16 protein-coding genes and 2 rRNA genes are annotated in these 25,049 nt (G+C 70.5%); 13 read left to right on the forward strand and 5 right to left on the reverse strand.

Features of this window, described 5'->3' with window-relative positions; genetic code table 11:
• Positions 1-125, forward strand: a 23S ribosomal RNA gene (locus J5X86_RS28845); the annotation flags it as partial.
• Between the two features lie 90 nt (positions 126-215).
• A 5S ribosomal RNA gene (gene rrf, locus J5X86_RS28850) occupies positions 216-332 on the forward strand.
• Between the two features lie 299 nt (positions 333-631).
• On the opposite strand, the gene J5X86_RS28855 is transcribed toward rrf, so the two are convergent.
• Complete coding sequence (locus J5X86_RS28855; RefSeq protein ID WP_208519636.1) at positions 632-1,900, reverse strand: hypothetical protein; 1,269 nt, start codon at positions 1,898-1,900, stop codon at positions 632-634.
• A 149-nt stretch (positions 1,901-2,049) separates the two neighbouring features.
• On the opposite strand from J5X86_RS28855, the gene mtnA reads away from it, so the two are divergent.
• The 7 genes from mtnA (at position 2,050) to J5X86_RS28890 (ending at position 10,739) form a co-directional block, all read left to right on the forward strand.
• A complete protein-coding gene (mtnA, locus tag J5X86_RS28860) occupies positions 2,050-3,207 on the forward strand; it encodes an S-methyl-5-thioribose-1-phosphate isomerase (RefSeq protein ID WP_208519637.1) in 1,158 nt (385 codons plus the stop codon).
• Positions 3,204-3,881, forward strand: a complete 678-nt coding sequence (mtrA, locus tag J5X86_RS28865; protein ID WP_028804982.1) for a two-component system response regulator MtrA — start codon at positions 3,204-3,206, stop codon at positions 3,879-3,881. Before mtnA ends, mtrA begins: the two co-directional genes overlap by 4 nt.
• 64 nt (positions 3,882-3,945) lie before the next feature.
• Entirely contained in the window at positions 3,946-5,919 is a 1,974-nt protein-coding gene (gene mtrB, locus J5X86_RS28870) for an MtrAB system histidine kinase MtrB (protein WP_208519638.1), read from the forward strand.
• The gene (locus J5X86_RS28875) at positions 5,909-7,786 is read left to right on the forward strand and encodes an LpqB family beta-propeller domain-containing protein (protein WP_208519639.1); all 1,878 of its coding nucleotides are present in this window, start codon (positions 5,909-5,911) and stop codon (positions 7,784-7,786) included. The genes mtrB and J5X86_RS28875 overlap by 11 nt, the downstream gene beginning before the upstream one ends.
• Before the next feature lie 119 nt (positions 7,787-7,905).
• Positions 7,906-8,763: a ComF family protein gene (locus J5X86_RS28880; RefSeq protein ID WP_208519811.1), complete on the forward strand. Its 858-nt coding sequence runs from the start codon at positions 7,906-7,908 to the stop codon at positions 8,761-8,763.
• A 315-nt stretch (positions 8,764-9,078) separates the two neighbouring features.
• The gene (hpf, locus tag J5X86_RS28885) at positions 9,079-9,768 is read left to right on the forward strand and encodes a ribosome hibernation-promoting factor, HPF/YfiA family (RefSeq protein ID WP_078641812.1); all 690 of its coding nucleotides are present in this window, start codon (positions 9,079-9,081) and stop codon (positions 9,766-9,768) included.
• 221 nt (positions 9,769-9,989) lie between these two features.
• Entirely contained in the window at positions 9,990-10,739 is a 750-nt protein-coding gene (locus J5X86_RS28890; protein ID WP_014061176.1) for a response regulator transcription factor, read from the forward strand.
• A gap of 176 nt (positions 10,740-10,915) precedes the next feature.
• On the opposite strand, the gene J5X86_RS28895 is transcribed toward J5X86_RS28890, so the two are convergent.
• Both J5X86_RS28895 and J5X86_RS28900 read right to left on the reverse strand, forming a co-directional pair.
• Positions 10,916-12,100, reverse strand: coding sequence for a winged helix-turn-helix domain-containing protein (locus tag J5X86_RS28895; RefSeq protein WP_208519640.1), 1,185 nt, complete (start codon positions 12,098-12,100; stop codon positions 10,916-10,918).
• A 115-nt stretch (positions 12,101-12,215) separates the two neighbouring features.
• Positions 12,216-12,872, reverse strand: a complete 657-nt coding sequence (locus tag J5X86_RS28900) for a GNAT family N-acetyltransferase (protein WP_208519641.1) — start codon at positions 12,870-12,872, stop codon at positions 12,216-12,218.
• A gap of 242 nt (positions 12,873-13,114) precedes the next feature.
• Here J5X86_RS28900 and secA point away from each other — a divergent pair, with 242 nt between their 5' ends.
• Positions 13,115-15,958, forward strand: a complete 2,844-nt coding sequence (gene secA, locus J5X86_RS28905; protein WP_208519642.1) for a preprotein translocase subunit SecA — start codon at positions 13,115-13,117, stop codon at positions 15,956-15,958.
• A gap of 478 nt (positions 15,959-16,436) precedes the next feature.
• On the opposite strand, the gene J5X86_RS51065 is transcribed toward secA, so the two are convergent.
• Entirely contained in the window at positions 16,437-17,261 is an 825-nt protein-coding gene (locus J5X86_RS51065; RefSeq protein ID WP_243981759.1) for an Rv3235 family protein, read from the reverse strand.
• A gap of 318 nt (positions 17,262-17,579) precedes the next feature.
• On the opposite strand from J5X86_RS51065, the gene J5X86_RS28915 reads away from it, so the two are divergent.
• Entirely contained in the window at positions 17,580-18,086 is a 507-nt protein-coding gene (locus tag J5X86_RS28915; protein ID WP_208519812.1) for a hypothetical protein, read from the forward strand.
• A gap of 35 nt (positions 18,087-18,121) precedes the next feature.
• Positions 18,122-18,790, forward strand: coding sequence for an HAD family hydrolase (locus J5X86_RS28920; RefSeq protein ID WP_078641806.1), 669 nt, complete (start codon positions 18,122-18,124; stop codon positions 18,788-18,790).
• Positions 18,791-18,868: 78 nt separating this feature from the next.
• On the opposite strand, the gene J5X86_RS28925 is transcribed toward J5X86_RS28920, so the two are convergent.
• A complete protein-coding gene (locus tag J5X86_RS28925) occupies positions 18,869-19,435 on the reverse strand; it encodes a DJ-1/PfpI family protein (protein WP_043241320.1) in 567 nt (188 codons plus the stop codon).
• A gap of 511 nt (positions 19,436-19,946) precedes the next feature.
• Here J5X86_RS28925 and J5X86_RS28930 point away from each other — a divergent pair.
• Entirely contained in the window at positions 19,947-24,905 is a 4,959-nt protein-coding gene (locus tag J5X86_RS28930; protein WP_208519643.1) for an NAD-glutamate dehydrogenase, read from the forward strand.
• The last annotated feature ends 144 nt before the right edge of the window (positions 24,906-25,049 follow it).

Genomic DNA, 25,049 nt, shown 5'->3' on the forward strand with positions numbered 1-25,049 from the left:
AGATGAGGACTCCCACCCACTTGATGGGTTAAGGCTCCCAGTAGACGACTGGGTTGATAGGCCAGATATGGAAGCCGGGTAACTGGTGGAGTTGACTGGTACTAATAGGCCGAGGGCTTGTCCTCAGGTGCTCGCGTCCACTGTGTTGGTTCTGAAGCAATGAACCGTATTGAACCCCCCTCTTGGGGTGTGGTTCCGGTTCAGTTTCATAGTGTTTCGGTGGTCATAGCGTTAGGGAAACGCCCGGTTACATTTCGAACCCGGAAGCTAAGCCTTTCAGCGCCGATGGTACTGCAGGGGGGACCCTGTGGGAGAGTAGGACACTGCCGAACAATCTTTAGCCTCGGTCCCGAGCATTCAGTGCTCGGGACCGAGGCTTTTTTGCGTTCCCATTCGATCGGATGTTCCACCGGATCGAGTGAAAAGCCCTCAGCGTCCTGGCGTGGCGCGGTTGCTGGCACTCAGAGTTGTCAGTGAGACCGGGGTCCGACAGGTCTGTTGACGACCGGTCAGCAGGCCGCAGGCGCGACGCCGAGCGGGCGGACGGGGGAGGCGAGGGCCAGTGCGAGTGACGACCTGTGCGGTGAAGGGGCGTCGGGTGACGCCCCGTTCGTGCCCGCCTGTGTGGCCGTCAGTTCCCGGACGTCGAGGCGACGGTCGGCTGGTCCTTGCCATGGCCTTCCATGGGGTCACCCGGCATTCCCGCGGCGCGGGCGAGCTCGAGGTCGAGCGCCTCGCGCCGGATGCGCTGGTCCATGTAGAGAAGAGCCGTCACACCCGCGCTGATCGGGAAGGTGATGGTCGAGCTGATCACCCCGCCGACGCCGACCACGACCAGGAAGGTCCAGCTGACGGAGACGGAGTCACCGGACAGCCAGTCCATGGCGTTGTCCCCGCCGATGACCATGGCGATCAGGCTGGTGGGGATCTCGACAATGGCGCCGACGATGAAGACCAGGACGACGGCGAGCAGTTGGATGCCGAAGACGCGCCCCCACGCACCGCGCACCAGCTTGAAGGAGCGTCGCAGGGCCTTGATGATCCCCTGCTTCTCCAGCATCAGCGCGGGAGGGGCGAGGCTGAAGCGGACCCAGAGCCAGACGGCGACGCCAGCCGCGGCGAACCCGCCGAGAGAGGCGAGTGCGGCGCCCTCGCTGTGCACGCCCGCGAAGGCCAGCAGCAGACCCGGCGTCATACCGGCGGCGATGACGGCCACGGCGATGGCGGGGATCAGAAGGAGCAGCCCGCACAGCTGAAGGAGATGCGGGCGGGCACCGCCCCATGCCTCCTTGGCGGACACGGACCGGCCCAGCACCGCCCGGGCGGTGACCACGGTCAGCAGGGCGGTGGTGACGATCGTTCCGAGGACGCCGAGCAGCAGGGTGACTCCGCTGTCCCCGAGCGCGGCGCCGACGGCGCGCATCGCCTGGCTCACGGTGACGTCCCGATCGTCGAGGACATTGCTCTCGTTGCCGCGGGCGTCGTTGAACCAGAGTCCCGTGGCGGCCGTGATCAGACCCTGGATGACGATCGAGACGATCAGCGAGATGCCGAGGACCGTGCGCCAGTGGGTGCGCATGATGGCCACCGCGCCGTTCAGGATCTCGCTGACGGCCAGCGGTCGCAGCGGAATGACACCGGGGCGGGGAGCAGGTGGCTGACGCGGGCCGGTGCCCCATCCGCCGCCCGGCGTGGGAGCGGGCGGCACCTGCGGTGGCGTGGGGCCTCGTCCCGATGCGGTCCAGCGGCCGGGCGGCGGCTGGCGCCGGGCCCATTGGCCGCCCCAGGTGGGCTGCTCCGGGGCGGGCTGGTCGGCGGGCTCGTTCTGCTGCTGAGCGCCGTGGTCCGGTTCGTCGGAAGGGGACGATCCGGGCGGGGCCCAGCCCGGAGTGTCATTCATCGTCGCTCCGTAGGTTGTTCGTTGACCGGCCGCGGCGTCCGCGGCGGGCGTATGCCAGCCATCGTGCCACGGTGGGTTGCGCCTCGTGCCGGTCACTGGGGGCGGTCCGGCACTTCAATAGTCGGTGGCGCACAGGGCAGACTGGGCGAATGGCTGATCAGCATCCGGTGTCCCCGGAAGGCCCCATACCTCCCACCGCCTTGGCGCTGCGCTGGGAGGAGCCCCCGGAGGGGCCCGTACTGGTACTTCTCGACCAGACCCGGCTGCCCGCCGAAGAGGTCGAGCTGGTGTGCACCGATGTGCCGGCGCTGGTGGAGGCGATCCGCTCTCTCGCCGTGCGCGGCGCCCCGCTGCTCGGCCTCGCCGGGGCATACGGGATCGCGCTTGCCGCGGCCCGGGGTTTCGATGTGGACGAGGCCGCGGAATCGCTCGCCCATGCCCGTCCCACGGCCGTCAACCTCGGCTATGGCGTTCGCCGGGCCGTCGCCGCTTATCACGGCGCGATCCGGGACGACGCGGACGACGCTCAGGCCGCCGCGGCCGCCCTCGCCGAGGCCCGGGCCCTGCATCGGGAGGATGCCGCGGCCAGCGACCGCATGGCGGCCCATGGTCAAGCGCTCCTCGAGGAGCTGTTGCCTGCCGGTGGTCATCGGATTCTCACTCACTGCAACACCGGCGCCCTGGTCTCCGGGGGTGAGGGGACCGCCCTCGCCGTGGTCAAGGCGGTGCACCGGGCGGGGCAGCTGCGGCGGCTCTGGGTGGACGAGACCCGGCCCCTGCTCCAGGGGGCGCGGTTGACCGCGTACGAGGCGGCGCGCGCCGGTATGGCGTACACGCTGCTCGCGGACAACGCGGCGGGCTCGCTGTTCGCGGCCGGTGAGGTGGACGCGGTGCTGATCGGGGCGGACCGGATCGCCGCGGACGGCTCGGTGGCCAACAAGGTGGGCAGCTATCCGCTCGCGGTGCTGGCCCGCTACCACCATGTGCCGTTTGTGGTGGTAGCCCCGACCACCACGGTGGACCCGGCCACTCCCGATGGCGCCTCGATCGAGGTCGAGCAGCGCCCTGGACATGAGGTGACAGACATCACAATTCCTTACGCCCCCATTGCCGGGCACGAGGCGGGCACCGGAGTGCCGGTCGCTCCGCTGGGGACACAGGCCCACAATCCGGCTTTCGACGTCACACCACCGGAGTTGGTGACGGCGATTGTCACCGAGGACGGTGTGATCTCTCCGGTCACAGCGGACGGTATCGCCGAGCTGTGGGCCAGGTCACGATCGGGTAATGGGATGATGTCGATATGAAGGGACGCGTCCTTGTCGTCGACGACGACACCGCACTGGCAGAGATGCTTGGCATCGTGCTGCGCGGCGAAGGCTTTGAACCGTCGTTTGTGGCGGACGGCGACAAGGCTCTTGCCGCCTTCCGCGAGACCAAGCCCGATCTGGTGCTGCTCGATCTGATGCTGCCCGGGCGGGACGGCATCGAGGTCTGCCGGCTGATCCGGGCCGAGTCGGGGGTCCCGATCGTCATGCTCACGGCCAAGAGCGACACGGTCGATGTGGTGGTCGGGCTCGAGTCCGGGGCGGATGACTACATCGTCAAGCCGTTCAAGCCGAAGGAGCTGGTGGCCCGGATCCGGGCCCGGCTGAGGCGTTCCGAGGAGCCGGCGCCGGAGCAGCTGGCCATAGGCGATCTGGTGATCGACGTGGCGGGGCATTCGGTGAAGCGGGACGGCCAGTCGATAGCGCTGACCCCGCTGGAGTTCGATCTTCTGGTGGCGCTGGCCCGTAAGCCGTGGCAGGTCTTTACCCGTGAGGTGCTGCTGGAGCAGGTCTGGGGCTATCGGCATGCCGCCGACACCCGGCTGGTGAATGTGCATGTGCAGCGGCTGCGGTCGAAGGTCGAGAAGGACCCGGAGCGGCCGGAGATCGTGGTGACCGTGCGCGGTGTCGGCTACAAGGCCGGGCCAAGCTGAGATGACGGGTGGTACGGCGCCGCAGCCCGGAGGACCGGGAGGCGGGGCTCCGGAGGGTGCCCGGATGGGGCGGCCCGACCCGGCGGGTGAGATACCGCTGCTGCGGAGGTTGTGGAGCGGTGGGCATCTGCTGCCCGACGGGGCGTCCGGAGGGCCGGCCCATCCGGTGATCCGGCTGTTCGGACGGTGGGTGCGCCGTCCGCTGCTGCCCGCTGCCCGGCTGTGGCGGCGGAACATCCAGCTGCGGGTGGTCGCCACCACGCTGCTGATGTCGCTCGGTGTGGTGCTGCTGCTGGGCCTGGTGGTCATCGGGCAGGTGCGCAACGGTCTGCTGGACGCCAAGCGCCATGCGGCGCAGGGGCAGGCCGTCGGCGGGTTCGAGGTGGCCGAGCAGATGGCCGACCGTAAGAGCGATTCCCGCGGCCAGGACGGGCCGGGGGCCGGTGCCGAGGACTCCGGCGCCTGGCTGAACGCGCTGGTGGAGCAGCTTTCCAGCGGCGGCAAGGGCGCGTATTCGGTGGTGGCGCTCAGCTCCGACTCCGGTGAGACGCCGTATGTGGCCAGCCGGGGGCCGCGGGCCTCCGGCGATGTCCAGCCGGACAGTGTGCCCGCCGATCTGCGCCGGAGGGTGGACGAGGGCCGGACGGCGCCGTACGAGCGCTACGGAAAGATCGTGCACGCGGGCTCCGGAGACGCCGAGCCCGCGCTGATCATCGGCAAGCGTCTGGACGACAACAACGGCGACGCCTACCAGCTTTACTACCTCTTCCCGTTCACCCAGGAGGAGAAGTCGCTGAGCCTGGTCAAGGGCACCCTGGCCACGGCCGGGGTGTTCGTGGTGGTGCTGCTCGGGGCCATCGCCTGGGTGGTGGTCCGGCAGGTCGTGACGCCCGTAAGGATGGCGGCGGGGATCTCCGAGCGGCTGGCGGCCGGTCTGCTCCAGGAGCGGATGAAGGTCACCGGGGAGGACGACATCGCCCGCCTGGGGGAGTCGTTCAACAAGATGGCGCAGAACCTCCAGCTCAAGATTCAGCAGCTGGAGGAGCTCTCCCGGATGCAGCGCCGCTTCGTCTCCGATGTCTCCCATGAGCTGCGCACTCCGCTGACGACCGTAAGGATGGCGGCGGACGTCATTCACGAGGCGCGTGAGGACTTCGACCCGATCACCGCGCGCTCCGCCGAGCTGCTGTGGGGCCAGGTCGACCGCTTCGAGTCGCTGCTCAGCGATCTGCTGGAGATCAGCCGGTTCGACGCGGGCGCGGCCGCGCTGGAGGCCGAGCCGATCGATCTGCGCGATGTGGTGCACCGGGTGGTGGGCGGCGCCGAGCCGCTCGCCGAGGCCAAGGGCACCCGGATCCTGGTGCGGGGCGCCGAGGCGCCGGTGATCGTGGAGGCGGACACCCGCCGTGTCGAGCGGGTGCTGCGCAATCTGGTGGTCAACGCCGTGGAGCACGGTGAGGGCCGCGATGTGGTCGTGCGGCTCGCGACGGCGGGCGGTGCGGTGGCCGTCGCGGTGCGGGACTACGGCGTCGGGCTCAAGCCCGGCGAGGCGACGCGGGTGTTCAACCGCTTCTGGCGGGCCGATCCGGCCCGTGCGCGCACCACCGGCGGCACCGGTCTCGGCCTGTCGATCGCGGTGGAGGACGCGCGGCTGCACGATGGCTGGCTGCAGGCGTGGGGTGAGCCCGGTGGCGGTTCGCAGTTCCGGCTGACGCTGCCGCGTACCGCGGGCGATGTGCTGCGCGGCTCGCCGATCCCGCTTGAGCCCGAGGACTCCCGGCGTAACCGCCGTACGGATGACGCCGGGGCCCCGCTGCCCCCTGCGGAGGGGCTGGCGGCGGTGCCCGCGCAGCCGCGGTCCGCGCTGCCCGCCGAAGCCGCGGCGCCGTCGGCCGATCCCACGGCCCTGCCGGGCAATGGGTCGCGGGTGGTGCGCGGCGCCCCGGAGACGCCGTCCGACGGGCCGCGGGGCGGCAGGGCGCCGGCCGCCCGGCCGACGACATCGAACGAAGGGGAGGGCCGCCCTCGTGGGCGCTGACCATGCCGACCGTCGCCGTTTCCGCCGTCGTGGGCGCCGCCCGGACGGCCGGGCCCTGAGCACGCCGGCGCTGCTGGCCTGTGGCGCCCTGCTGCTGTTCGGTTGTGCCTCGATGCCCGACAGCGGCGATGTGCGGCGGGTGGACTCCTCACCGCGCTCCGACGTCGATTCGCAGGTCCGGGTGTACGGAGTGAGCCCGGGCAAGGGCGAGCAGCCCGCGGAGCTGGTCTCCGGCTTCCTGGAGGCCACGACGAGCGACGAGGAGAACTTCGGTACCGCGAAGGAGTATCTGACCAAGAGCGCGGTCAGGCGGTGGCAGCCGTTCGCGGCCACCACCGTGCTGGAGCAGGCTCCGGATGTGCGGGTGGAGACGGACCCGGGCGATCGGGACGGCAGCGGTAAGACGGTCGTGCTGTCGGGCAAGCGGATCGCCGTCGTGGACGAAACGCACGCCTACAAGCCCGATGCGCAGCCGTACGAGGAGCGCATCCATCTCACGCTGAGCGGTTCGGAGTGGCGGATCGACGGGCCGCCGCGGGGGCTGATCCTCGGCGAGTCCGACTTCCAGCGCATCTACCGCTCGGTCAACAAGTACTACTTCGCCGATCTGGGCCCGGACGCCGACGAGTCGACGGCCGGGGACAACGTCCTGGTGGCCGATCCGGTCTATGTGCGGCGCCGTATCGATCCGGTGACCGCGACCGTCAAGGCGCTGCTGGGCGGTCCCACGGAGTGGCTGGAGCCGGTGGTCAGCAGCTCCTTCCCGCGCGGTTCGGCGCTAGGGCGCCGGGACGAGCGGCTGTCGCTGGACGACTCGAACACGCTGAAGGTCCGGCTGAGCGACCGGGCGGCGCAGGTCAGCGGGGCGCGGTGTGCCCGGATGGCGGCGCAGACGCTGTTCACGGTCCAGGATCTGGGCGAGGGATCGTCCGAGGTCAGCGGGGTGCGGCTGGAGCGGCAGAACGGTTCGGAGCTGTGTGCCCTCTCCAGTGACGCGGCGCGTGCCTACGCCCCGGACGCGGTCGAGGGCCATCCGCGCCACCAGTACTTCGTGGACTCCGATCATCGGATGGTCCGGCTGTCCGACGACGAGGACCGGCCACAGCCGGTTCCGGGGCCGTTCGGCTCCGAGGACGCGGGTCTGGGCACGGTGGCGGTCTCCCGCGACGAGCGGGACGCGGCGGGGGTCACCGCCGACGGCCAGGCGCTGTACGTCACCCAGATGGCCCCAGGCGCCGAGCGCGGCAAGGTGCGGCTGCGCAGCCAGGGCGGCAGCCTGGAGCACGGTCTGACGGCGCCGAGCTGGGACGGGCTGGGCGGTCTGTGGGTGGCCGACCGCAATCCGCAGCGGCCGAGGCTGCTGCGGCTGCGGGGCGGCACCGGAGCGGCGGACGAGGTGGCGCTGCCGCAGTTGGACGGCGGCCGGATCACGGCGCTGCGGGTCTCCGCGGACGGTTCCAGGATCGCGATGCTGGTCAAGCGGTCCGGCCACACCACGCTGCGGCTCGGCCGGATCGAGCGACGGGGGACCGAGGCGGCCCCGAAGCTGTCGGTGGGGGCGCTGCGGGCGGTCGCGCCGAAGCTGGAGGACGTGGACACCTTCTCCTGGGCGGGCGACAGCCGGCTGGTGGTCGCGGGCCGGGAGTCGGACGGCGTGCAGCAGCTGCAGTACGTGGAGACGGACGGCTCCCCGGCGAACATCCCGGAGGTGCCGGGTCCGAACGGTGTGCAGTCGATCGGCGCCTCGGAGGACCAGACCCGGCCGCTGATCGCCGAGACCAGGGAGAACGGCATCGTGCGGCTGCTGCCGAACACCGACTGGAAGACCGTGGACCAGGACGGTTCGGCTCCGGTCTACCCCGGTTAGGCGGGGCCGAGCGGCAGCTTCTAGGCCAGGACACCTGGCGGGGGTGGCTGGTTGTCCACATGTGCGCGGTTGTCCACAAGGGGTGGCGCGGGGGCTTGGCCGCCGGGACAGTGGTGTTCATGCGGGGCTGGTGGCAGGAGATCGCCGATCTGGTGCTGCCGGCCGACTGTGCCGGATGCGGTCGGCCGGGCGGCGCGTTGTGTGAGCGTTGTCGTGGGGCGCTGCGCGGGTCCGGGGCGCGCCGGGTGGAGCCGAGCCCGGTGCCGCCGGGGCTGCCGGTGGTCCATGCGGCGGTGGATTACGTGGACGAGGCGCGGGCGGTGCTGCTCGCGCACAAGGAGCGCGGAGCGCTCCGGCTGGCGCGGCCCCTGGGTGAGGCGCTGGCGGGGGCGGTGCGGGCGGCTTGCCCCGGCCCGGGGTCCGGCTCAGGGCCTGGCCCAGAGCCCGACTCAGGGCCCGGTGCGGGGTCCCGAAGATGGGCCGGCGCGGGATTGGACCGGGTATCCGGGGTGAGACCGGGTACTGGATCGGGAGCGTGTGCCGGGGCGAGACCCGGGTACGGATCCGGCGCGAGACCCCGCGGGGGTCCGCTGCTGCTGGTGCCGGTGCCATCGGCCCGGCGTGCGGTGGGCGCCCGGGGGCATGACCCGGCCCGGCGGATCGCGCTCGCCGCGGCGGGTGTGCTGCGCGGTGGCGGGTGCTCGGCGCGGGTCCCGGCGGTGCTGCGCCAGCGGCGCCGGGTGAGCGACCAGTCGGGGCTGGACGCACGGCAGCGGCGGGCGAATGTGACGGGGGCGCTGGGGGCGGTCCCCGGCAGCGGCCGGCTGCTGGCGGCAGGCCCGGTCGTCCTGGTGGACGACCTGATGACGACGGGGGCCTCGCTCGCGGAGGCGGCGCGGGCGGTGACGGCGGCCGGTGGGCTTGTCATCGGCGCGGCCGTGGTGGCCGCACCCCTGATGCGCATCAACCGGAACTGAATACGAAGCCGCATCGTTGCAGGTGGTAACCGCGGCAAAGCACCTGATCGGAGGTACGTGCCGGTAGGGGGTGCCGACTTCCGACCGGTCGAGCTATGTTCGGTTGTGAGGAAAAGCGAGTGCTATGACTCGCTCATCCGCTTGGCGTGTTTTGCCTGCATTCTGGTGAGGCTTGGAACAAACGGGATTGAGATCCTCTCCGTGGGAAGGAGGAGCTGAAAGCGCCAAGCCGATGGCTCCGGAGGACACCGGAGCCAAGTGCACAAGGGATGACGCTCCGATACTGACTGGAGCTACCCGGGAACGGAGTTCTGCGTGGACATCGTCGTCAAGGGCCGTAAAACTGAGGTGCCCGAGCGGTTCCGGAAGCACGTGGCCGAGAAGCTGAAGCTGGATAAGATCCAGAAGCTCGACGGCAAGGTGATCAGCCTCGACGTCGAGGTGTCCAAGGAGCACAACCCGCGGCAGGCCGACCGCGCCGACCGAGTGGAGATCACGCTCCGCTCGCGCGGCCCGGTGATCCGGGCGGAGGCCGCCGCGGCCGATCCGTACGCGGCGCTGGACCTGGCGGCCAGCAAGCTGGAAGCACGGATGCGCAAGCAGCACGACAAGCGCCATACGCGCCGTGGAAACGGTCGCATTCCGGCCAGCGACGTGGCTGTCACCGTGCCCAACGCGGCCCGCATCAACGGGCATGGGGACATCGCCCCCCAGCGCACGACGGAGACCGTCCCCACCACCCGGATGGGCCCCCTGGAAGTCCAGGGTGAGGGCCCCCTGGTGGTCCGGGAGAAGACCCACGCCGCGGCTCCCATGAGCCTCGACCAGGCTCTCTACGAGATGGAGCTGGTCGGGCACGACTTCTATTTGTTCGTCGACTCCGACACCAACCAGCCCAGCGTCGTCTACCGGCGGCATGGTTATGACTACGGGGTGATTCATCTTCAGCCGGAGGCGTTCGTCGGAGAGGCACCCGGCGGCGCCGGTGGCGCACTCGGCGGCTGACCGAGAAATTCAGCCGGATCCAGCCTGACAAGTAAGTGGTGCCCCGGAGCGCCTGCGCGCCCCCGGGGCACCGCCGTGCGACCAAGGTAGGAACATTCCGCCGTCCGGGCATGAAATCATGGCCGGGCGGCCAACCGGTGTATCGAATGCACCGGTTGACGCCAGACCGAGTGCACCCAGGGTGCGGACCGCAAGGGCCATGGCCTTCAGGGGGAGGAACGATGGCGGACAGCTTCGGGCCCGTGTCCGACGCCGGTGAAGACCATGGCGTCGGTCCGGACGGGGGTGAGCCGCGCGGCGAACCGCGCAAGGAGCCGATTCGGGTCCTCGTCGTGGACGACCACGCGCTCTTCCGGCGTGGATTGGAGATCGTCCTGGCCCAGGAGGAGGACATCCAGGTCGTCGGCGAGGCGGGGGACGGGGCCGAGGCCGTGGACAAGGCGGCGGATCTGCTGCCGGACATCGTCCTGATGGATGTGCGGATGCCCAAGCGCGGGGGGATCGAGGCCTGCACCGCCATCAAGGAGGTGGCACCCAGCGCCAAGATCATCATGCTGACGATCAGCGATGAGGAAGCCGATCTCTACGACGCGATCAAGGCGGGTGCCACGGGCTATCTGCTGAAGGAGATCTCGACCGACGAGGTCTCGACCGCCATCCGGGCGGTGGCGGACGGCCAGTCGCAGATCAGCCCGTCGATGGCGGCCAAGCTGCTGACCGAGTTCAAGTCGATGATCCAGCGCACCGATGAGCGGCGGCTGGTGCCCGCGCCCCGGCTCACCGACCGGGAGCTGGAGGTGCTCAAGCTGGTGGCGACCGGAATGAACAACCGGGATATCGCCAAGGAGCTGTTCATCAGCGAAAACACCGTGAAGAACCACGTTCGCAACATTCTGGAGAAATTGCAGCTGCACTCCAGGATGGAGGCCGTGGTCTATGCGATGCGGGAGAAGATCCTCGAGATCAGGTGAGGGATGCGCCCGGCGCCGGAGCTGCGGGGCTCCGGACATGCCGGAGCCCCCTGTGAGCCATCACCCCGGATGAGCCGGAAGCCCGGATGAGCCGGAAGCCCGGATGAGCCGGAAGCCCGGATGAGCCGGAAGCCCGGATGAGCCGGAGCCCCGGCTCGAGCGTCCGCCGGGGCGGTTCAGGCGACGGCCGCCGCGAGCGGTGCGGCGAGCTCCGGGCGGTCGACGCGCTCGACCCGTACAGAGTCACAACCCACCCATTCAGCCGCCTCCCGCAGCGCCTGCGCCATGGGGGCCACGGCCTTCGGCGACTCCAGGGACACCTGCCGGGCGATCAGGGTCTTCCCCTCCCGGGCCGGATCGACCCGGCCCAGCAGCCGCCCGCCCGACAGCAGCGGCATGGCGAAGTAACCGTAGATCCGCTTGGGCCTGGGCACATACGCCTCCAGCCGATGGGTGAAGCCGAAGATCCGCTCGGTGCGCGCCCGGTCCCATATCAGCGAGTCGAAGGGCGAGAGCAGCGTGGTGCGGTGCCGGCCGCGCGGCGGGGCGGCCAGCGCCTCGGGGTCCGCCCAGGCCGGCTTGTCCCAGCCCTCGACCGCCACCGGCACCAGCCCCGAGTCCGCGATCACCGCGGCCACCTGCTCGCCCTTGAGCCGGTGGTAGTCGGCGATATCCGCCCGTGTGCCCACGCCCAGGGACTGCCCGGCCAGCCGCACCAGCCGGCGCAGACACTCCCGGTCGTCCAGGTCGTCATGGAGCAGGGCATCCGGCACGGCGCGCTCCGCCAGGTCGTACACCCGCTTCCAGCCGCGCCGCTCGACGCACACCACCTCGCCGAACATCAGCGCCCGCTCGACCGCGATCTTCGCCGCCGACCAGTCCCACCACGGCCCGCCGTTCTTGGCCCCGCCCAGCTCCGTCGCGGTCAGCGGGCCCTCCGCGCGCAACTGCTTGACCACCGTCTCGTACACCCCGTCCGGCAGCTCGTGGTGCCAGTGCGGACGCAGGCGGTAGGCGCGGCGCCGGAAGGCGAAGTGCGGCCACTCCTCGATCGGCAGCACACAGGCGGCATGCGACCAGTACTCGAAGGCGTGGGTGCCGCTCCAATAGGCCGACTCGACCGTCTTACGGCCGACCGCGCCCAGCCGTGCGTACGGAATCAGCTCATGCGAGCGGGCCAGCACCGAGATCGTGTCGAGCTGCACCGCGCCCAGATGGCGCAGCACGCCCCGCACCCCGCCACGCCGGTCGGGGGCGCCCAGCAGCCCCTGGGCGCGCAGCGCGATCCGGCGCGCCTCGTCGGCGGAGAGCGTGGCCTCGGGTGTGCGGTCCACGGCGGACCCGGTGGCGGCGTTCGTCATGCGCGCCACCGTAGTAGCACCCACTGACAACGCCGCCCATGCCGCCCAGACCCCCGGCGCCCTGGGCCGCCGCGCCTCGGCCCCGGCGGCCTCTCACGGCCCCTCAGGGCCTCTCTCAGACCGCTGACGGCGCCGTGGACGCCCGGCCGGACGCCTCGGGAGCCTGCGGTGCGTTGGACGCCTCCGACGCCTTGGCGGGCAGATACGGCGTCGTCGACGGCAGCCCCCAGTCGGAGGGCAGCAGCGCGCCCCGCCAGGCGTCCCGCCGGGTCCCCTGGTGGACGATCCGGGCGCGGTCCGTCCCCTCCATCCGGAAGCCCACCCCGAGGGCGACCGCCCGCGAGCCCTCGTTCCCGGCCTCGCTGCACCACTCCAGGCGCTCCACCCCGAGCCGGGTGAACGCCCACTCGATCACGGCCCGCGCCGCCTCGTCCGTATAGCCGCGCCGCCGGTGCTCCCGGACTGTCCAGTAGCCCAGCTCGGCCTGGTGCTCGAGGGTGCGCAGATGGGCCAGCCGCACCAGGCCCATGGCGCCGACGAGGGTGCCGTCACTCTTGGTGACCACCGCGAAGTCGTAGGTCACGTCGTCGCGCCAGTTCTCCGGGCAGATGCGGCCGGTGAAGTCCTCCGCGTGCGCACGTTCGTACGGGGAGGGCACGGTGGTCCATCGCTGGATGTCCGGGTCCTGACAAGCTGCGAAGACCGCGTCCGTGTCGATGGGCCGGAAGGGGCGCAGGACCAGACGCTCGGTGGTGAGGGTGACAGGCTCCATGCGTCCCGAGTCTGCGCCGCCGTCGTCACTCACCGCGAGCGGTTTCCGCGAATTGGAGGGCACCTGGGGGAGCTCTCGGGCGTTGACACGGTGAGGTGACATCCGGTCCTCGTGGTGACGGACCTCCCGGCGTGCCGGGGTCTGTCTTACGATGGCCGTTGCGGCGGGGCCTGCGCCCCTTGACAATGCCGCGCCAGCGCACCCCGACCGTGCCAGGCCCGACCGGCAAGGAGCCAGCCTACGTGTCCGTCCTCAACAAGCTCATGCGTGCAGGCGAAGGAAAGATCCTGCGCAAGCTGCACCGCATCGCGGACCAGGTCAATTCCATCGAAGAGGACTTCCTGTCCCTCTCCGACGCCGAGCTGCGCGCCCTCACCGACGAGTACAAGCAGCGGTACGCCGACGGTGAGAGCCTCGACGACCTGATGCCCGAAGCGTTCGCCACGGTGCGTGAGGCGGCCAAGCGGGTGCTCGGCCAGCGTCACTACGACGTCCAGCTGATGGGCGGCGCGGCGCTGCACCTCGGGTATGTCGCCGAGATGAAGACCGGTGAGGGCAAGACCCTGGTCGGCACCCTCCCGGCGTATCTGAACGCGCTGTCGGACAAGGGCGTCCACCTCATCACGGTCAACGACTACCTGGCCGAGCGCGACTCCGAGTGGATGGGCCGGGTGCACCGGTTCCTCGGCCTGGAGGTCGGCTGCATCCTCGCCAACATGACCCCGGCGCAGCGCCGCGAGCAGTACGCGTGCGACATCACCTACGGCACCAACAACGAGTTCGGCTTCGACTATCTGCGCGACAACATGGCGTGGTCGCAGGACGAGCTGGTGCAGCGCGGCCACAACTTCGCGATCGTCGACGAGGTCGACTCGATCCTGGTGGACGAGGCCCGTACGCCGCTGATCATCTCCGGCCCGGCCGACCAGGCCACCAAGTGGTACGGCGACTTCGCCAAGCTGGTCACCCGGCTCAGCAGGGGCCAGGCCGCCGAGCCGCAGAAGGGCGTGGAGGAGACCGGGGACTACGAGGTCGACGAGAAGAAGCGCACCGTCGGCATCCATGAGTCCGGTGTCACCAAGGTCGAGGACTGGCTGGGGATCGACAACCTCTACGAGTCGGTCAACACCCCGCTGGTCGGCTACCTCAACAACGCGATCAAGGCCAAGGAGCTCTTCAAGAAGGACAAGGACTACGTCGTCATGGACGGCGAAGTCATGATCGTCGACGAGCACACCGGCCGTATCCTCGCGGGCCGCCGCTACAACGAGGGCATGCACCAGGCCATCGAGGCGAAGGAAGCGGTGGAGATCAAGGACGAGAACCAGACGCTCGCCACGATCACCCTGCAGAACTTCTTCCGCCTCTACGACAAGCTCTCCGGCATGACCGGTACGGCGATGACCGAGGCCGCCGAGTTCCACCAGATCTACAAGCTCGGCGTGGTCCCGATCCCGACCCACCGCGCCCTCGCCCGGATCGACCAGTCCGACCTGATCTACCGCACCGAGGTCGCGAAGTTCGACGCGGTGGTCGACGACATCGCCGAGAAGCACCAGAAGGGGCAGCCGGTCCTGGTCGGCACCACCTCCGTGGAGAAGTCCGAGTACCTCTCCCAGCAGCTTGCCAAGCGCGGGGTGCCGCATGAGGTGCTCAACGCCAAGCAGCACGACCGGGAGGCGACGATCGTCGCCCAGGCCGGCCGTAAGGGCGCCGTGACGGTGGCGACCAACATGGCGGGCCGCGGTACCGACATCAAGCTCGGCGGCAACCCCGACGACCTCGCCGAGGCCGAGCTGCGCCAGCGCGGTCTGGACCCGGTGGAGCACTCCGAGGAGTGGGCCGCCGCGCTGCCCGCCGCCCTGGAGAAGGCCGAGGCCGCGGTCAAGGCCGAGTTCGAGGAGGTCAAGGAGCTCGGCGGGCTGTATGTGCTGGGCACCGAGCGCCATGAGTCGCGCCGGATCGACAACCAGCTCCGTGGCCGCTCCGGCCGTCAGGGCGACCCCGGCGAGTCCCGCTTCTACCTCTCGCTCGGCGACGATCTGATGCGGCTGTTCAAGGCGCAGATGGTCGAGCGCGTCATGGCGATGGCGAACGTCCCGGACGACGTCCCGATCGAGAACAAGATGGTGACGCGAGCCATCGCCTCCGCCCAGTCGCAGGTCGAGCAGCAGAACTTCGAGACCCGTAAGAACGTCCTGAAGTACGACGAGGTCCTGAACCGGCAGCGTGAGGTCATCTACGGCGAGCGCCGCCGCGTCCTGGAGGGCGAGAACCTGGAGGACCAGGTCGGCCACTTCATGGACGACACCATCGAAGCCTATGTGCGGGCGGAGACGGTCGAGGGCTTCGCCGAGGAGTGGGACATGGACCGGCTGTGGAGCGCCTTCAAGCAGCTCTACCCGGTTAGCGCGACGATCGAAGAGCTGGAGGAGACGGCCGGCGACCGCGCCGGGATCACCGCCGAGTTCATCGAAGAGTCCATCAGGGACGACATCCACCAGCAGTACGAAGCGCGTGAGGAGCAGCTCGGCTCCGAGATCATGCGTGAGCTGGAGCGGCGGGTCGTGCTCTCCGTCCTGGACCGCAAGTGGCGCGAGCACCTCTACGAGATGGACTACCTCCAGGAGGGCATCGGGCTGCGCGCGATGGCCCAGAAGGACCCGCTGGTCGAATACCAGCGCGAGGGCTTCGACATGTTCCAGGCCATGATGGAGGGCATCAAGGAGGAGTCCGTCGGCTACCTGTTCAACCTGGAGGTCCAGGTCGAGCAGCAGGTCGAGGAGGTCCCGGTCGAGGCGGCGGACGAGAAGGTCGCCCTGGCGAAGGACGTGGAGGACGCGGTGCCGGCGGGCGCCCCCGCCGCGGGCTCCTCGGGCCGCCCCGAGATCCGCGCCAAGGGTCTGGAGGCCCCGCAGCGGCCGGACCGGCTGCACTTCTCCGCCCCGACGGTGGACGGTGAGGGCGGTGTCGTCGAGGGCGACTTCCCCAACGGTGAGACGCCGCCGGCGCCTCGGTCGGAGGCCGATGGGATGACGCGGGCGGAGCGGCGTAAGGCGCAGAAGGGGCGCCGCCGCAAGAAGTAGTCCGGCAGGGCTTGGGCTTTGGTGGACGGGCCGGGGTGCCGCGCGAGAGCGCGGCCCCCCGGCCCGGCGCGTTGTGGCCGTGGCCGGGGTTGTGGGGGGTGGGGGGGGGGGGGGGGGGGGCGGGCCGCCCCCGCCCCCACCCCGGCCCGTCGCGTTGTGGCCGTGGCCGTGGTTGTGGGCCTATGGGGTGTCCGGCGGGTCTTTCCCCTACCCGCCCCTTCCCGCAACCGGGGCCCGGCCCCGGCCCCGGCCGGGGCTCCGCCCCTGGACCCCGCTCCTCAAACGCCGGAGGGGCTGGAGTGGCTCCCCGCTTCTCCCCGAGACCCGGGCCTGGCCCTCGGCCCCGGCCGGGGCTCCGCCCCTGGACCCTGCTCCTCAAACGCCGGAGGGGCTGGGTTGGCTCCCCGCCCCTTCCCGTTGCCAGGGGCTTCGCCTCTGGACCACGGGGCCTGGGGCGGGGAGCAGCCTGCCGCAGGCGTCACGATCCGTTGGACACTGCCTGGGCGAGTGGCCCGAGGTCGATGGCGGCGCAGCGCCAGCGGGCGTCGGCGCCGAGCTCCAGCCGGAACGCGAGCGCGCTGAGCCGGTCTCCGGAGGCGATCCGGGCGAACGCCTCGATGACCCCGTGCCGGGGCTGGTACTCGCCACAGCGCCGCACGACGGGCGCCGTGGCCCGTCCTGAGGCGGGACGCAGCGGGGCGCGCGGGGCGAGTTCGATCAGTCGGTCGTAGGCGGCCGGGAGGGCGTGCCCGAGGAGGGTGTGGACGGGGCGCTGACCGCTGAGGGTGAGCACCAGCCGGTTGGCGAACCAGTAGCGCGGCAACCGGTCCCGCTGCCGACACGCCGCTGCGGCGGCCGCGCTGCGCGATACGGCCGCGGCGCGGGATGCGGTGGGGGTGTGCGGTGGGGGCGTGGTGGGCGATACGGCCGCAGTGCGGGAGACGGCGGCGGCGCGGGTGACGGTGAGGGGCGTGGGCGTTGTGGGGGGTGTGGTGGTGGGCCGTGCGGTTACGTCGTGCGATGTGGGGGTGCCGCTGGTGGCGGTTGTGCTGGTCGGGGTGGGTGGTGTGGCTACGTCGTGTGATGTGGGGGTGCCGTCGGTGGTGGTTGTGTTGTGTGGGGTGGTTGGGGTGGGGGGTGTGGTTGTCGTGGTGGGGGGTGCCGAAGTCGTGGGGGTGGTGCGGGGGCGGCGGGGGTCCTTGCGGCCTGGGGGGCCGCTTCGGCCCGGTCCGCTGCCGCCGCGTCGTCGTACGCCCTCCCCGGTCGCCGTGGCCCGATCCGTCGCCCGGACGCCCTCGCGCATGCTTCTCGCCCCGTTCTCTCCGGCCCGGCCGAATACCGGGCGGTAGCTTTCGTCGGAGAGTCTTCTACCGGGGGGTTTTCGGCCTCCGCAATGAGCGCGGCCCCCGGTCGCGGTCGACGCCTCGGTTCACCTATTCGGGGCATCCGGGCGCTCATGGCCCCTGGTCGCGGGGTCGGGCCGGGCTTGTGCCTGGCTTTGTGCGGCGCCGTCGTACCCCGTCCCCCGAAAGGGGACCACCGGGCCTGTGAAGAAGGCTCGGGACTGGGGACGGGCGATCGTATGCTTGGGGCCTATTGGTCTCTGATGAAAGCGGCAGACATGCGCGTCTACGTCCCCCTGACCCTCTCCGCTCTCGCCGAGGCGCACAAGGAGGGCCAACTGGGGCCGACGCCGTTGACGGCCTACGCGGTCACCCCCGCGCTCCGCGAGTGGTATGTGTCGGACGACATCGAGGAGCTGGAGTACGCGGCGCTGAGCCGGGCCGCTCAGGCGTCGCTGCGGCTGCTCGCCGTCGACCCCCGTGCGTCCCGCCGTCGGGTCGTGGTGGCCGTGGACGTGCCCGACGGGCAGGCGGTCGCCGATCCGGACCGGGGGCTGGACCAGTCCGCGCTGGGCGAGGTGCGGATGAAGACCGCCGTACCGCTGGCGAAGGCCGCCGCCGTGCATCTGGACGCCGATGACGCCGAGCAGGACATCGCCGCGGCCGCCGACGCGTTGGGCGCGGCGGACCTCGGTGACGACGACGCGCAGTTCACCGTGGACGGTGCCGAGGACCATGAGCTGCTCTGGTACGCCACCCAGGAGATCCCCAATCTCATCGAGTGATGCCCGCTGTCGGACCCGGCAGGTACGGTCGTGGAATGGGGAAGAACCACGTGACGCACCTTGTGTGGGACTGGAACGGCACGCTGCTCCACGACATCGACGCTGTGATCTCGGCGACGAACGCATCGTTCGGGGAGGTCGGCCTGCCGCCGATCACCCTCGAGCGCTATCGCGACCTGTACTGCGTCCCGGTCCCGCGCTTCTATGAGCGGCTGATGGGGCGGCTGCCCACCGACGAGGAGTGGGCGGTCATGGACGAGGCGTTCCACCGGCACTACTGGGCACTGGCCGAGAGCGCCGGGCTGGCGATCGGCGCCCGGCAGCTGCTCGTCGAGTGGCAGGAGGCGGGGCTCACCCAGTCGCTGTGCTCACTGGCCCCGCATGAGCATCTGGTCCCGCTGGTGCGGACGCATGGCATCGAGCGCCATTTCATCCGGGTGGACGGCCGCGTCGGCCAGAGCAACACCGGCAAGGCCGAGCAGATGATGCGCCATATCGCCGAGCTCGAAGGGGTGCCGCCGCAGCGGATGGTGGTGATCGGGGACGCCGTGGACGACGCGGTGGCGGCACGCCATGTGGGGGCGCGGGCCGTGCTCTACACGGGCGGTTCGCACAGCCGGGCCAGTCTGGAGGCGGCCGGGGTGCCGGTCGTGGACACGCTCGAGGAGGCCGTACGGGAGGCCGAGCGAATGGCCGACGAGTAAGCGAGTAAGCCGGAGCGGCCCGTCGGAAGTCAGCCTTCAGCCTTGGGCCGCCGGCCGCCGGCCGTGGGCCGCCACCCCTCATACCACCGGCGCCTTCGTGCGCAGCACCGCCAGGAACTCCCGCATCCACGCCGGATGGTCCGGCCAGGCCCGTGAGGAGACCAGCGAGCCGTCGACCACGACCTCCGCGTCCTGGTACTCCGCCCCCGCCGCCTGCATGTCCGGCTCCAGCGCCGGATACGCGGTGACCCGCCGCCCGCTCAGGCCGCCCACGGCCGCCGTCAGCAGCGGGCCGTGGCAGATCTGCGCCACCGGCTTGTCCGCGTCGAAGAACGCCTTGCAGATCTTGCGCAGCTCGGGGTCGTTGCGCAGATACTCCGGGGCCCGGCCGCCCGGGATCACGAGGGCTCCGTATTGACCTGGGTCGACCTCGGAGAAGGCGAGGTCGGCGGGGAGCGTGTAGCCCGGCTTCTCGGTGTAGGTGTCGAAGCCCTCCTCGAAGTCATGGACTACGAGGCGCAGCGTCTTGCGGGTCGGGGCCGCGATATGGACCTCGTACCCCTCCTCGCGCAGCCGCTGGTAGGGGTAGAGCACCTCCAGCGATTCGGCCGCGTCGCCGGTCACCAGAAGGATCTTCGCAGTCATGCCGCCCACCTCCACCTTCACGTCCAGGCTTACCACCGTCTACCACCGTCCCGAGCACGGTGCATCCGCCACGGTGCATCCGCGCCGGCGCGTTGCCAAGAGGGCGCAAGAGGGCACAACAGGGCACCAGAGGGCACCAGAGAGCATGAGCGGCACATCATCGGTTCGCGCGCGCCCGCGGTCGCTGTCCATTTCGTCAAACTTCAGGGCTCGGTTTTGTACACGAACGGCTCATGACGACCCCCTGGGGAGGAGCGATAGCCTTACTGCGTGATCAGCGCGATAGTCCGTGAGGGCAATGAGGCCCTCGCTCCGCGCCCGGAGCCCCACCGGCCCCGGGCCCGAGCCGCCGCTGACCCGTGGCGCGTGGGTTCTTGGTCACTTACGGCCCAGTACACCCCGGCCATTCCCCGATCCGGCATACCGTCGTCAACGACCGGATTTTTCGCGTCGCGGCGTCATGCCACCGCCATCGATGTCACGCAACGGCGCGCGACAGGAGCCAGAGGACATGCAGACCAAGCTGGACGAAGCCAAGGCCGAGTTGCTCGAACGGGCCGCCCGGGTCGCTGAGAACAGCCCTGCCGGGGGAAAACCGGTTCAGGGCCCAGGACCGGAGACCCTGACCGCATACCTCCAGCACTACTACCTGCACACGCCTCCGGAGGACCTCGCCGACCGCGACCCGGTCGACGTCTTCGGGGCGGCGCTCTCCCACTACCGGCTTGGCGAGGTGCGTCCGCAGGGCACGGCGAACGTCCGGGTGCACACCCCGACCGTCGAGGAGCACGGCTGGACCTGCAGCCACTCCGTGGTCGAGGTGGTCACCGACGACATGCCGTTCCTGGTCGACTCGGTCACCAATGAGCTCACCCGCCAGGGGCGCGGCATCCATGTCGTGATCCACCCGCAGGTGATCGTGCGCCGTGACATCACCGGCAAGCTGATCGAGCTGCTCGATGTCTCCCCGGAGGGCCCGGCCAGGAAGAAGCTCCCGCATGACGCGGTCGTGGAGTCCTGGATCCATGTCGAGACCGACCGTGAGACCGACCGCGGCGATCTGAAGCAGATCACCGCCGATCTTCTGCGCGTCCTGTCCGATGTCCGCGAGGCGGTCGAGGACTGGGAGAAGATGCGCGAGTCCGCGCTGCGCATCGCCGAGGGCCTGCCGGACGAGCCCAAGGCCGCCGAGGTCCGCGAGGAGGAGGTCGAGGAGGCCCGTGAGCTGCTGCGCTGGCTCGCCGACGACCACTTCACCTTCATCGGCTTCCGCGAGTACGAGCTGACGCAGGTCCCCACCGAGGCCGGTGGCGAGGAGGACGTGCTGACCGCGGTGCCCGGCACGGGCCTCGGCATCCTCCGCTCCGATCCGCAGCACAAGGAGACCGACGAGAGCACCCACGGGGGCCCGGGGTCGCCGTCCTTCAACCGGCTTCCGGCCGACGCCCGCGCCAAGGCGCGCGAGCGCAAGCTGCTGGTGCTCACCAAGGCGAACAGCCGCGCCACCGTCCACCGCCCCTCGTACCTCGACTACATCGGCGTGAAGAAGTTCGACGCCGAGGGCAATGTGATCGGCGAGCGCCGCTTCCTGGGGCTGTTCTCCTCCGCCGCGTACACCGAGTCGGTGCGCCGGGTCCCGGTCATCCGCCGCAAGGTCGTCGAGGTGCTCGCGGGCGCGGGCTTCGCGCCCAACAGCCACGACGGCCGGGATCTGCTGCAGATCCTGGAGACCTACCCGCGCGATGAGCTGTTCCAGACTCCGGTCGACCAGCTCCGCTCGATCGTCACCAGCGTGCTCTACCTCCAGGAGCGCCGCCGGCTGCGGCTGTTCCTCCGCCAGGACGAGTACGGGCGCTACTACTCCGCGCTGGTCTATCTGCCGCGTGATCGTTTCACCACCGATGTGCGGCTGCGGCTGACCGACATTCTGCTGGAGGAGCTGAGCGGCCGCCCGCCGGTCGACTTCACCGCCCTGCACACCGAATCGGTGCTCTCACGGCTGCACTTCGTGGTCCGCCTCCAGCCCGGCACCGAGCTGCCCGACCTCACCGACGCCGATGTGGAGCGGATCGAGAGCCGGCTGATCGAGGCCGCCCGCTCCTGGGCCGACGGCTTCGCCGAGGCGCTGGTCTCCGAGGCCGGTGAGGAGCGCGCGGCCGAGCTGCTGCGCCGCTATCAGCACGCCTTCCCCGAGGGGTACAAGGCGGACCACACTCCGCGCGGTGCCGTGGCCGACCTCCAGCACCTGGAGCGGCTGAAGGACCGGGGCAAGGAATTCGGGCTCAGCCTCTACGAGCCGGTGGGCGCGGCCCATGCCGAGCGCCGCTTCAAGATCTACCGGGCCGGGGCCCAGATCTCGCTGTCCGCGGTGCTCCCGGTGCTCAACACCCTCGGTGTCGAGGTGGTCGACGAGCGCCCGTACGAGCTGCGCTGCTCGGACAAGACCACCGCCTGGGTCTACGACTTCGGGCTGCGGCTGCCCCTGCGCGAGGGCGAGGCGCTGGCCGACGACGCCCGTGAGCGCTTCCAGAACGCGTTCGCCGCGGTGTGGACCGGCCAGGCCGAGAGCGACAACTTCAACCAGTTGGTGCTGGGCGCGGGGCTGGACTGGCGGCAGGCGATGGTGCTGCGGGCCTACGCCAAGTACCTGCGGCAGGCCGGCTCCACCTTCAGCCAGTCGTACATGGAGGACACCCTCCGCAACAATGTGCACACCACCCGGCTGCTGGTCTCCCTCTTCGAGGCGCGGATGTCGCCGGAGCGGCAGCGGGCGGGCGTGGAGCTGACCGACGCCCTGCTGGAGGAGCTGGACGCGGCGCTGGACCAGGTGGCCTCGCTGGACGAGGACCGCATCCTGCGCTCGTTCCTCACCCTGATCAAGGCGACTCTGCGGACGAACCACTTCCAGATGAATGGGGACGGCAAGCCGCACGACTATCTGTCGATCAAGCTGGACCCGCAGGCCGTGCCCGATCTGCCCGCGCCCCGCCCGGCGTACGAGATCTGGGTGTACTCGCCGCGGGTCGAGGGTGTGCATCTGCGGTTCGGCAAGGTCGCGCGCGGGGGTCTGCGCTGGTCCGACCGGCGTGAGGACTTCCGTACCGAGATCCTCGGCCTGGTCAAGGCGCAGATGGTGAAGAACACGGTCATCGTGCCGGTGGGCGCCAAGGGCGGCTTCGTCGGCAAGCGGCTGCCGGATCCGTCCGTCGACCGCGACGCCTGGATGGCCGAGGGCATCGCCTGCTACAAGACCTTCATCTCCGGTCTGCTCGACATCACCGACAACCTGGTCGCGGGCCAGGTCGAGCCGCCCAAGGACGTGGTCCGCCACGACGGGGACGACACCTATCTCGTCGTCGCCGCCGACAAGGGCACCGCGACCTTCTCCGACATCGCCAACGACGTGGCCCAGTCGTACGGCTTCTGGCTCGGGGACGCCTTCGCCTCCGGCGGCTCCGCCGGATACGACCACAAGGGCATGGGCATCACCGCCCGCGGCGCCTGGGAGTCGGTCAAGCGCCACTTCCGCGAGCTGGGCCACGACACCCAGACCCAGGACTTCACGGTCGTGGGCGTCGGCGACATGTCGGGTGACGTGTTCGGCAACGGCATGCTGCTGAGCGAGAACATCCGGCTGATCGCCGCCTTCGACCACCGGCATATCTTCCTGGACCCCAACCCGGACGCGGCCACCTCCTACGCCGAGCGCCGCCGCCTGTTCGAGCTGCCGCGCTCCTCGTGGGAGGACTACGACACCGAGCTGCTGTCGGCGGGCGGCGGCATCCACCCCCGTACGGCCAAGGCCATCCCGATCACCCCGCAGGTGCGGGCCGCGCTCGGCATCGAGAAGCGGGTCGCCAAGATGACCCCGGCCGATCTGATGAAGACGATCCTCAAGGCCCCGGTCGACCTGCTGTGGAACGGCGGCATCGGCACCTACGTCAAGGCGTCCACCGAATCCCACGGCGATGCCGGCGACAAGGCCAATGACGCGATCCGGGTGGACGGCCAGGATCTGCGGGTCAAGGTCGTCGGCGAGGGCGGCAACCTGGGCCTGACCCAGCTGGGCCGGATCGAGTTCGCCGCCAACGGCGGCCGGATCAACACCGACGCGATCGACAACAGCGCCGGTGTGGACACCTCCGACCATGAGGTGAACATCAAGATCCTGCTCAACGCCCTGGTCACCGAGGGCGACCTCACCCTCAAGCAGCGCAACAAGCTGCTCGCCGAGATGACCGACGAGGTCGGCGCGCTGGTGCTGCGCAACAACTACGCGCAGAACGTGGCCCTGGCCAACTCGGAAGTACAGGCCCCCAGCCTGCTCCACGCCCACCAGCGGCTGATGCGCCGCCTGGGCCGGGAGGGACGGCTGGACCGGGCGCTGGAGTTCCTGCCCACCGACCGCCAGATCCGCGAGCGGCTCTCCGGCGGGCGCGGTCTGAGCCAGCCCGAGCTGGCCGTGCTGCTCGCCTACGTCAAGATCACGGTGGCCGATGAGCTGATCGCCACCGGGCTGCCCGACGACCCGTACCTCCAGCGGCTGCTGCACGCGTACTTCCCGCAGGCGCTGCGGGAGCGGTTCCCCGAGTACATCGACGGCCACGCCCTGCGGCGCGAGATCATCACCACGGTGCTGGTCAACGACACGCTCAACACCGCCGGGACGACCTTCCTGCACCGGATGCGGGAGGAGAGCGGGGCCTCCACCGAGGAGGTCGTGCGCGCCCAGACCGCGGCCCGCGCGATCTTCGAGCTGAACCAGGTGTGGGACGAGGTCGAGGCGCTGGACACGGTCGTCGACGCCGACATCCAGACCAGGATGCGGCTGCACTCGCGGCGGCTGGTCGAGCGCGGCACCCGCTGGCTGCTCAACAACCGGCCGCAGCCGCTGGAGCTCGCCGAGACCATCGACTTCTTCGGCGAGCGGGTCGCCGCGGTCCGGTCCCAGATGCCGAAGCTGCTGCGCGGCTCCGACATCGAGTGGTACCAGCGGATCTACGACGAGATCACCGCGGCGGGTGTCCCGGAGGACCTGGCCACCCGGGTGGCGGGCTTCTCCTCGGCCTTCCCGACGCTGGACATCGTCGCCATCGCGGACCGCACCGGCAAGGAGCCGCTGGCGGTCGCCGAGGTCTACTACGACCTGGCCGACCGGCTGCGGATCAGCCAGCTGATGGACCGGATCATCGAGCTGCCGCGCGCCGACCGGTGGCAGTCCATGGCCCGGGTCTCCATCCGCGAGGACCTGTACGCGGCCCAGGCCGCCCTGACCTCCGATGTGCTGTCGGTGGGCAACGGCGGCTCCACGCCCGAGCAGCGCTTCAAGGCGTGGGAGGAGAAGAACGCCGCGATCCTGCAGCGTGCGCGCACCACGCTCGATGAGATCCAGTCGTCGGAGACCTTCGACCTGGCCAATCTGTCGGTCGCGATGCGGACGATGCGGACGCTGCTGCGCACGCATAGCTGATCCGCCACCGAGCTGACACCGCGCCGCCCGGGGCCCCGCGCCCCGGGCGGCGCGGTGCGTCCGGGCCATGACCCCGCGGCGCCGCATGGCCCATGCGCCGCACTTGTCCACGACATCGGGCCAGGGCCCGGGTGCCTGGCGGGC

The sequence above is a fragment of the Streptomyces sp. NEAU-YJ-81 genome, from assembly GCF_017592595.1.
In the GTDB taxonomy this organism is placed as follows: Bacteria; Actinomycetota; Actinomycetes; order Streptomycetales; family Streptomycetaceae; genus Streptomyces; species Streptomyces hygroscopicus_B.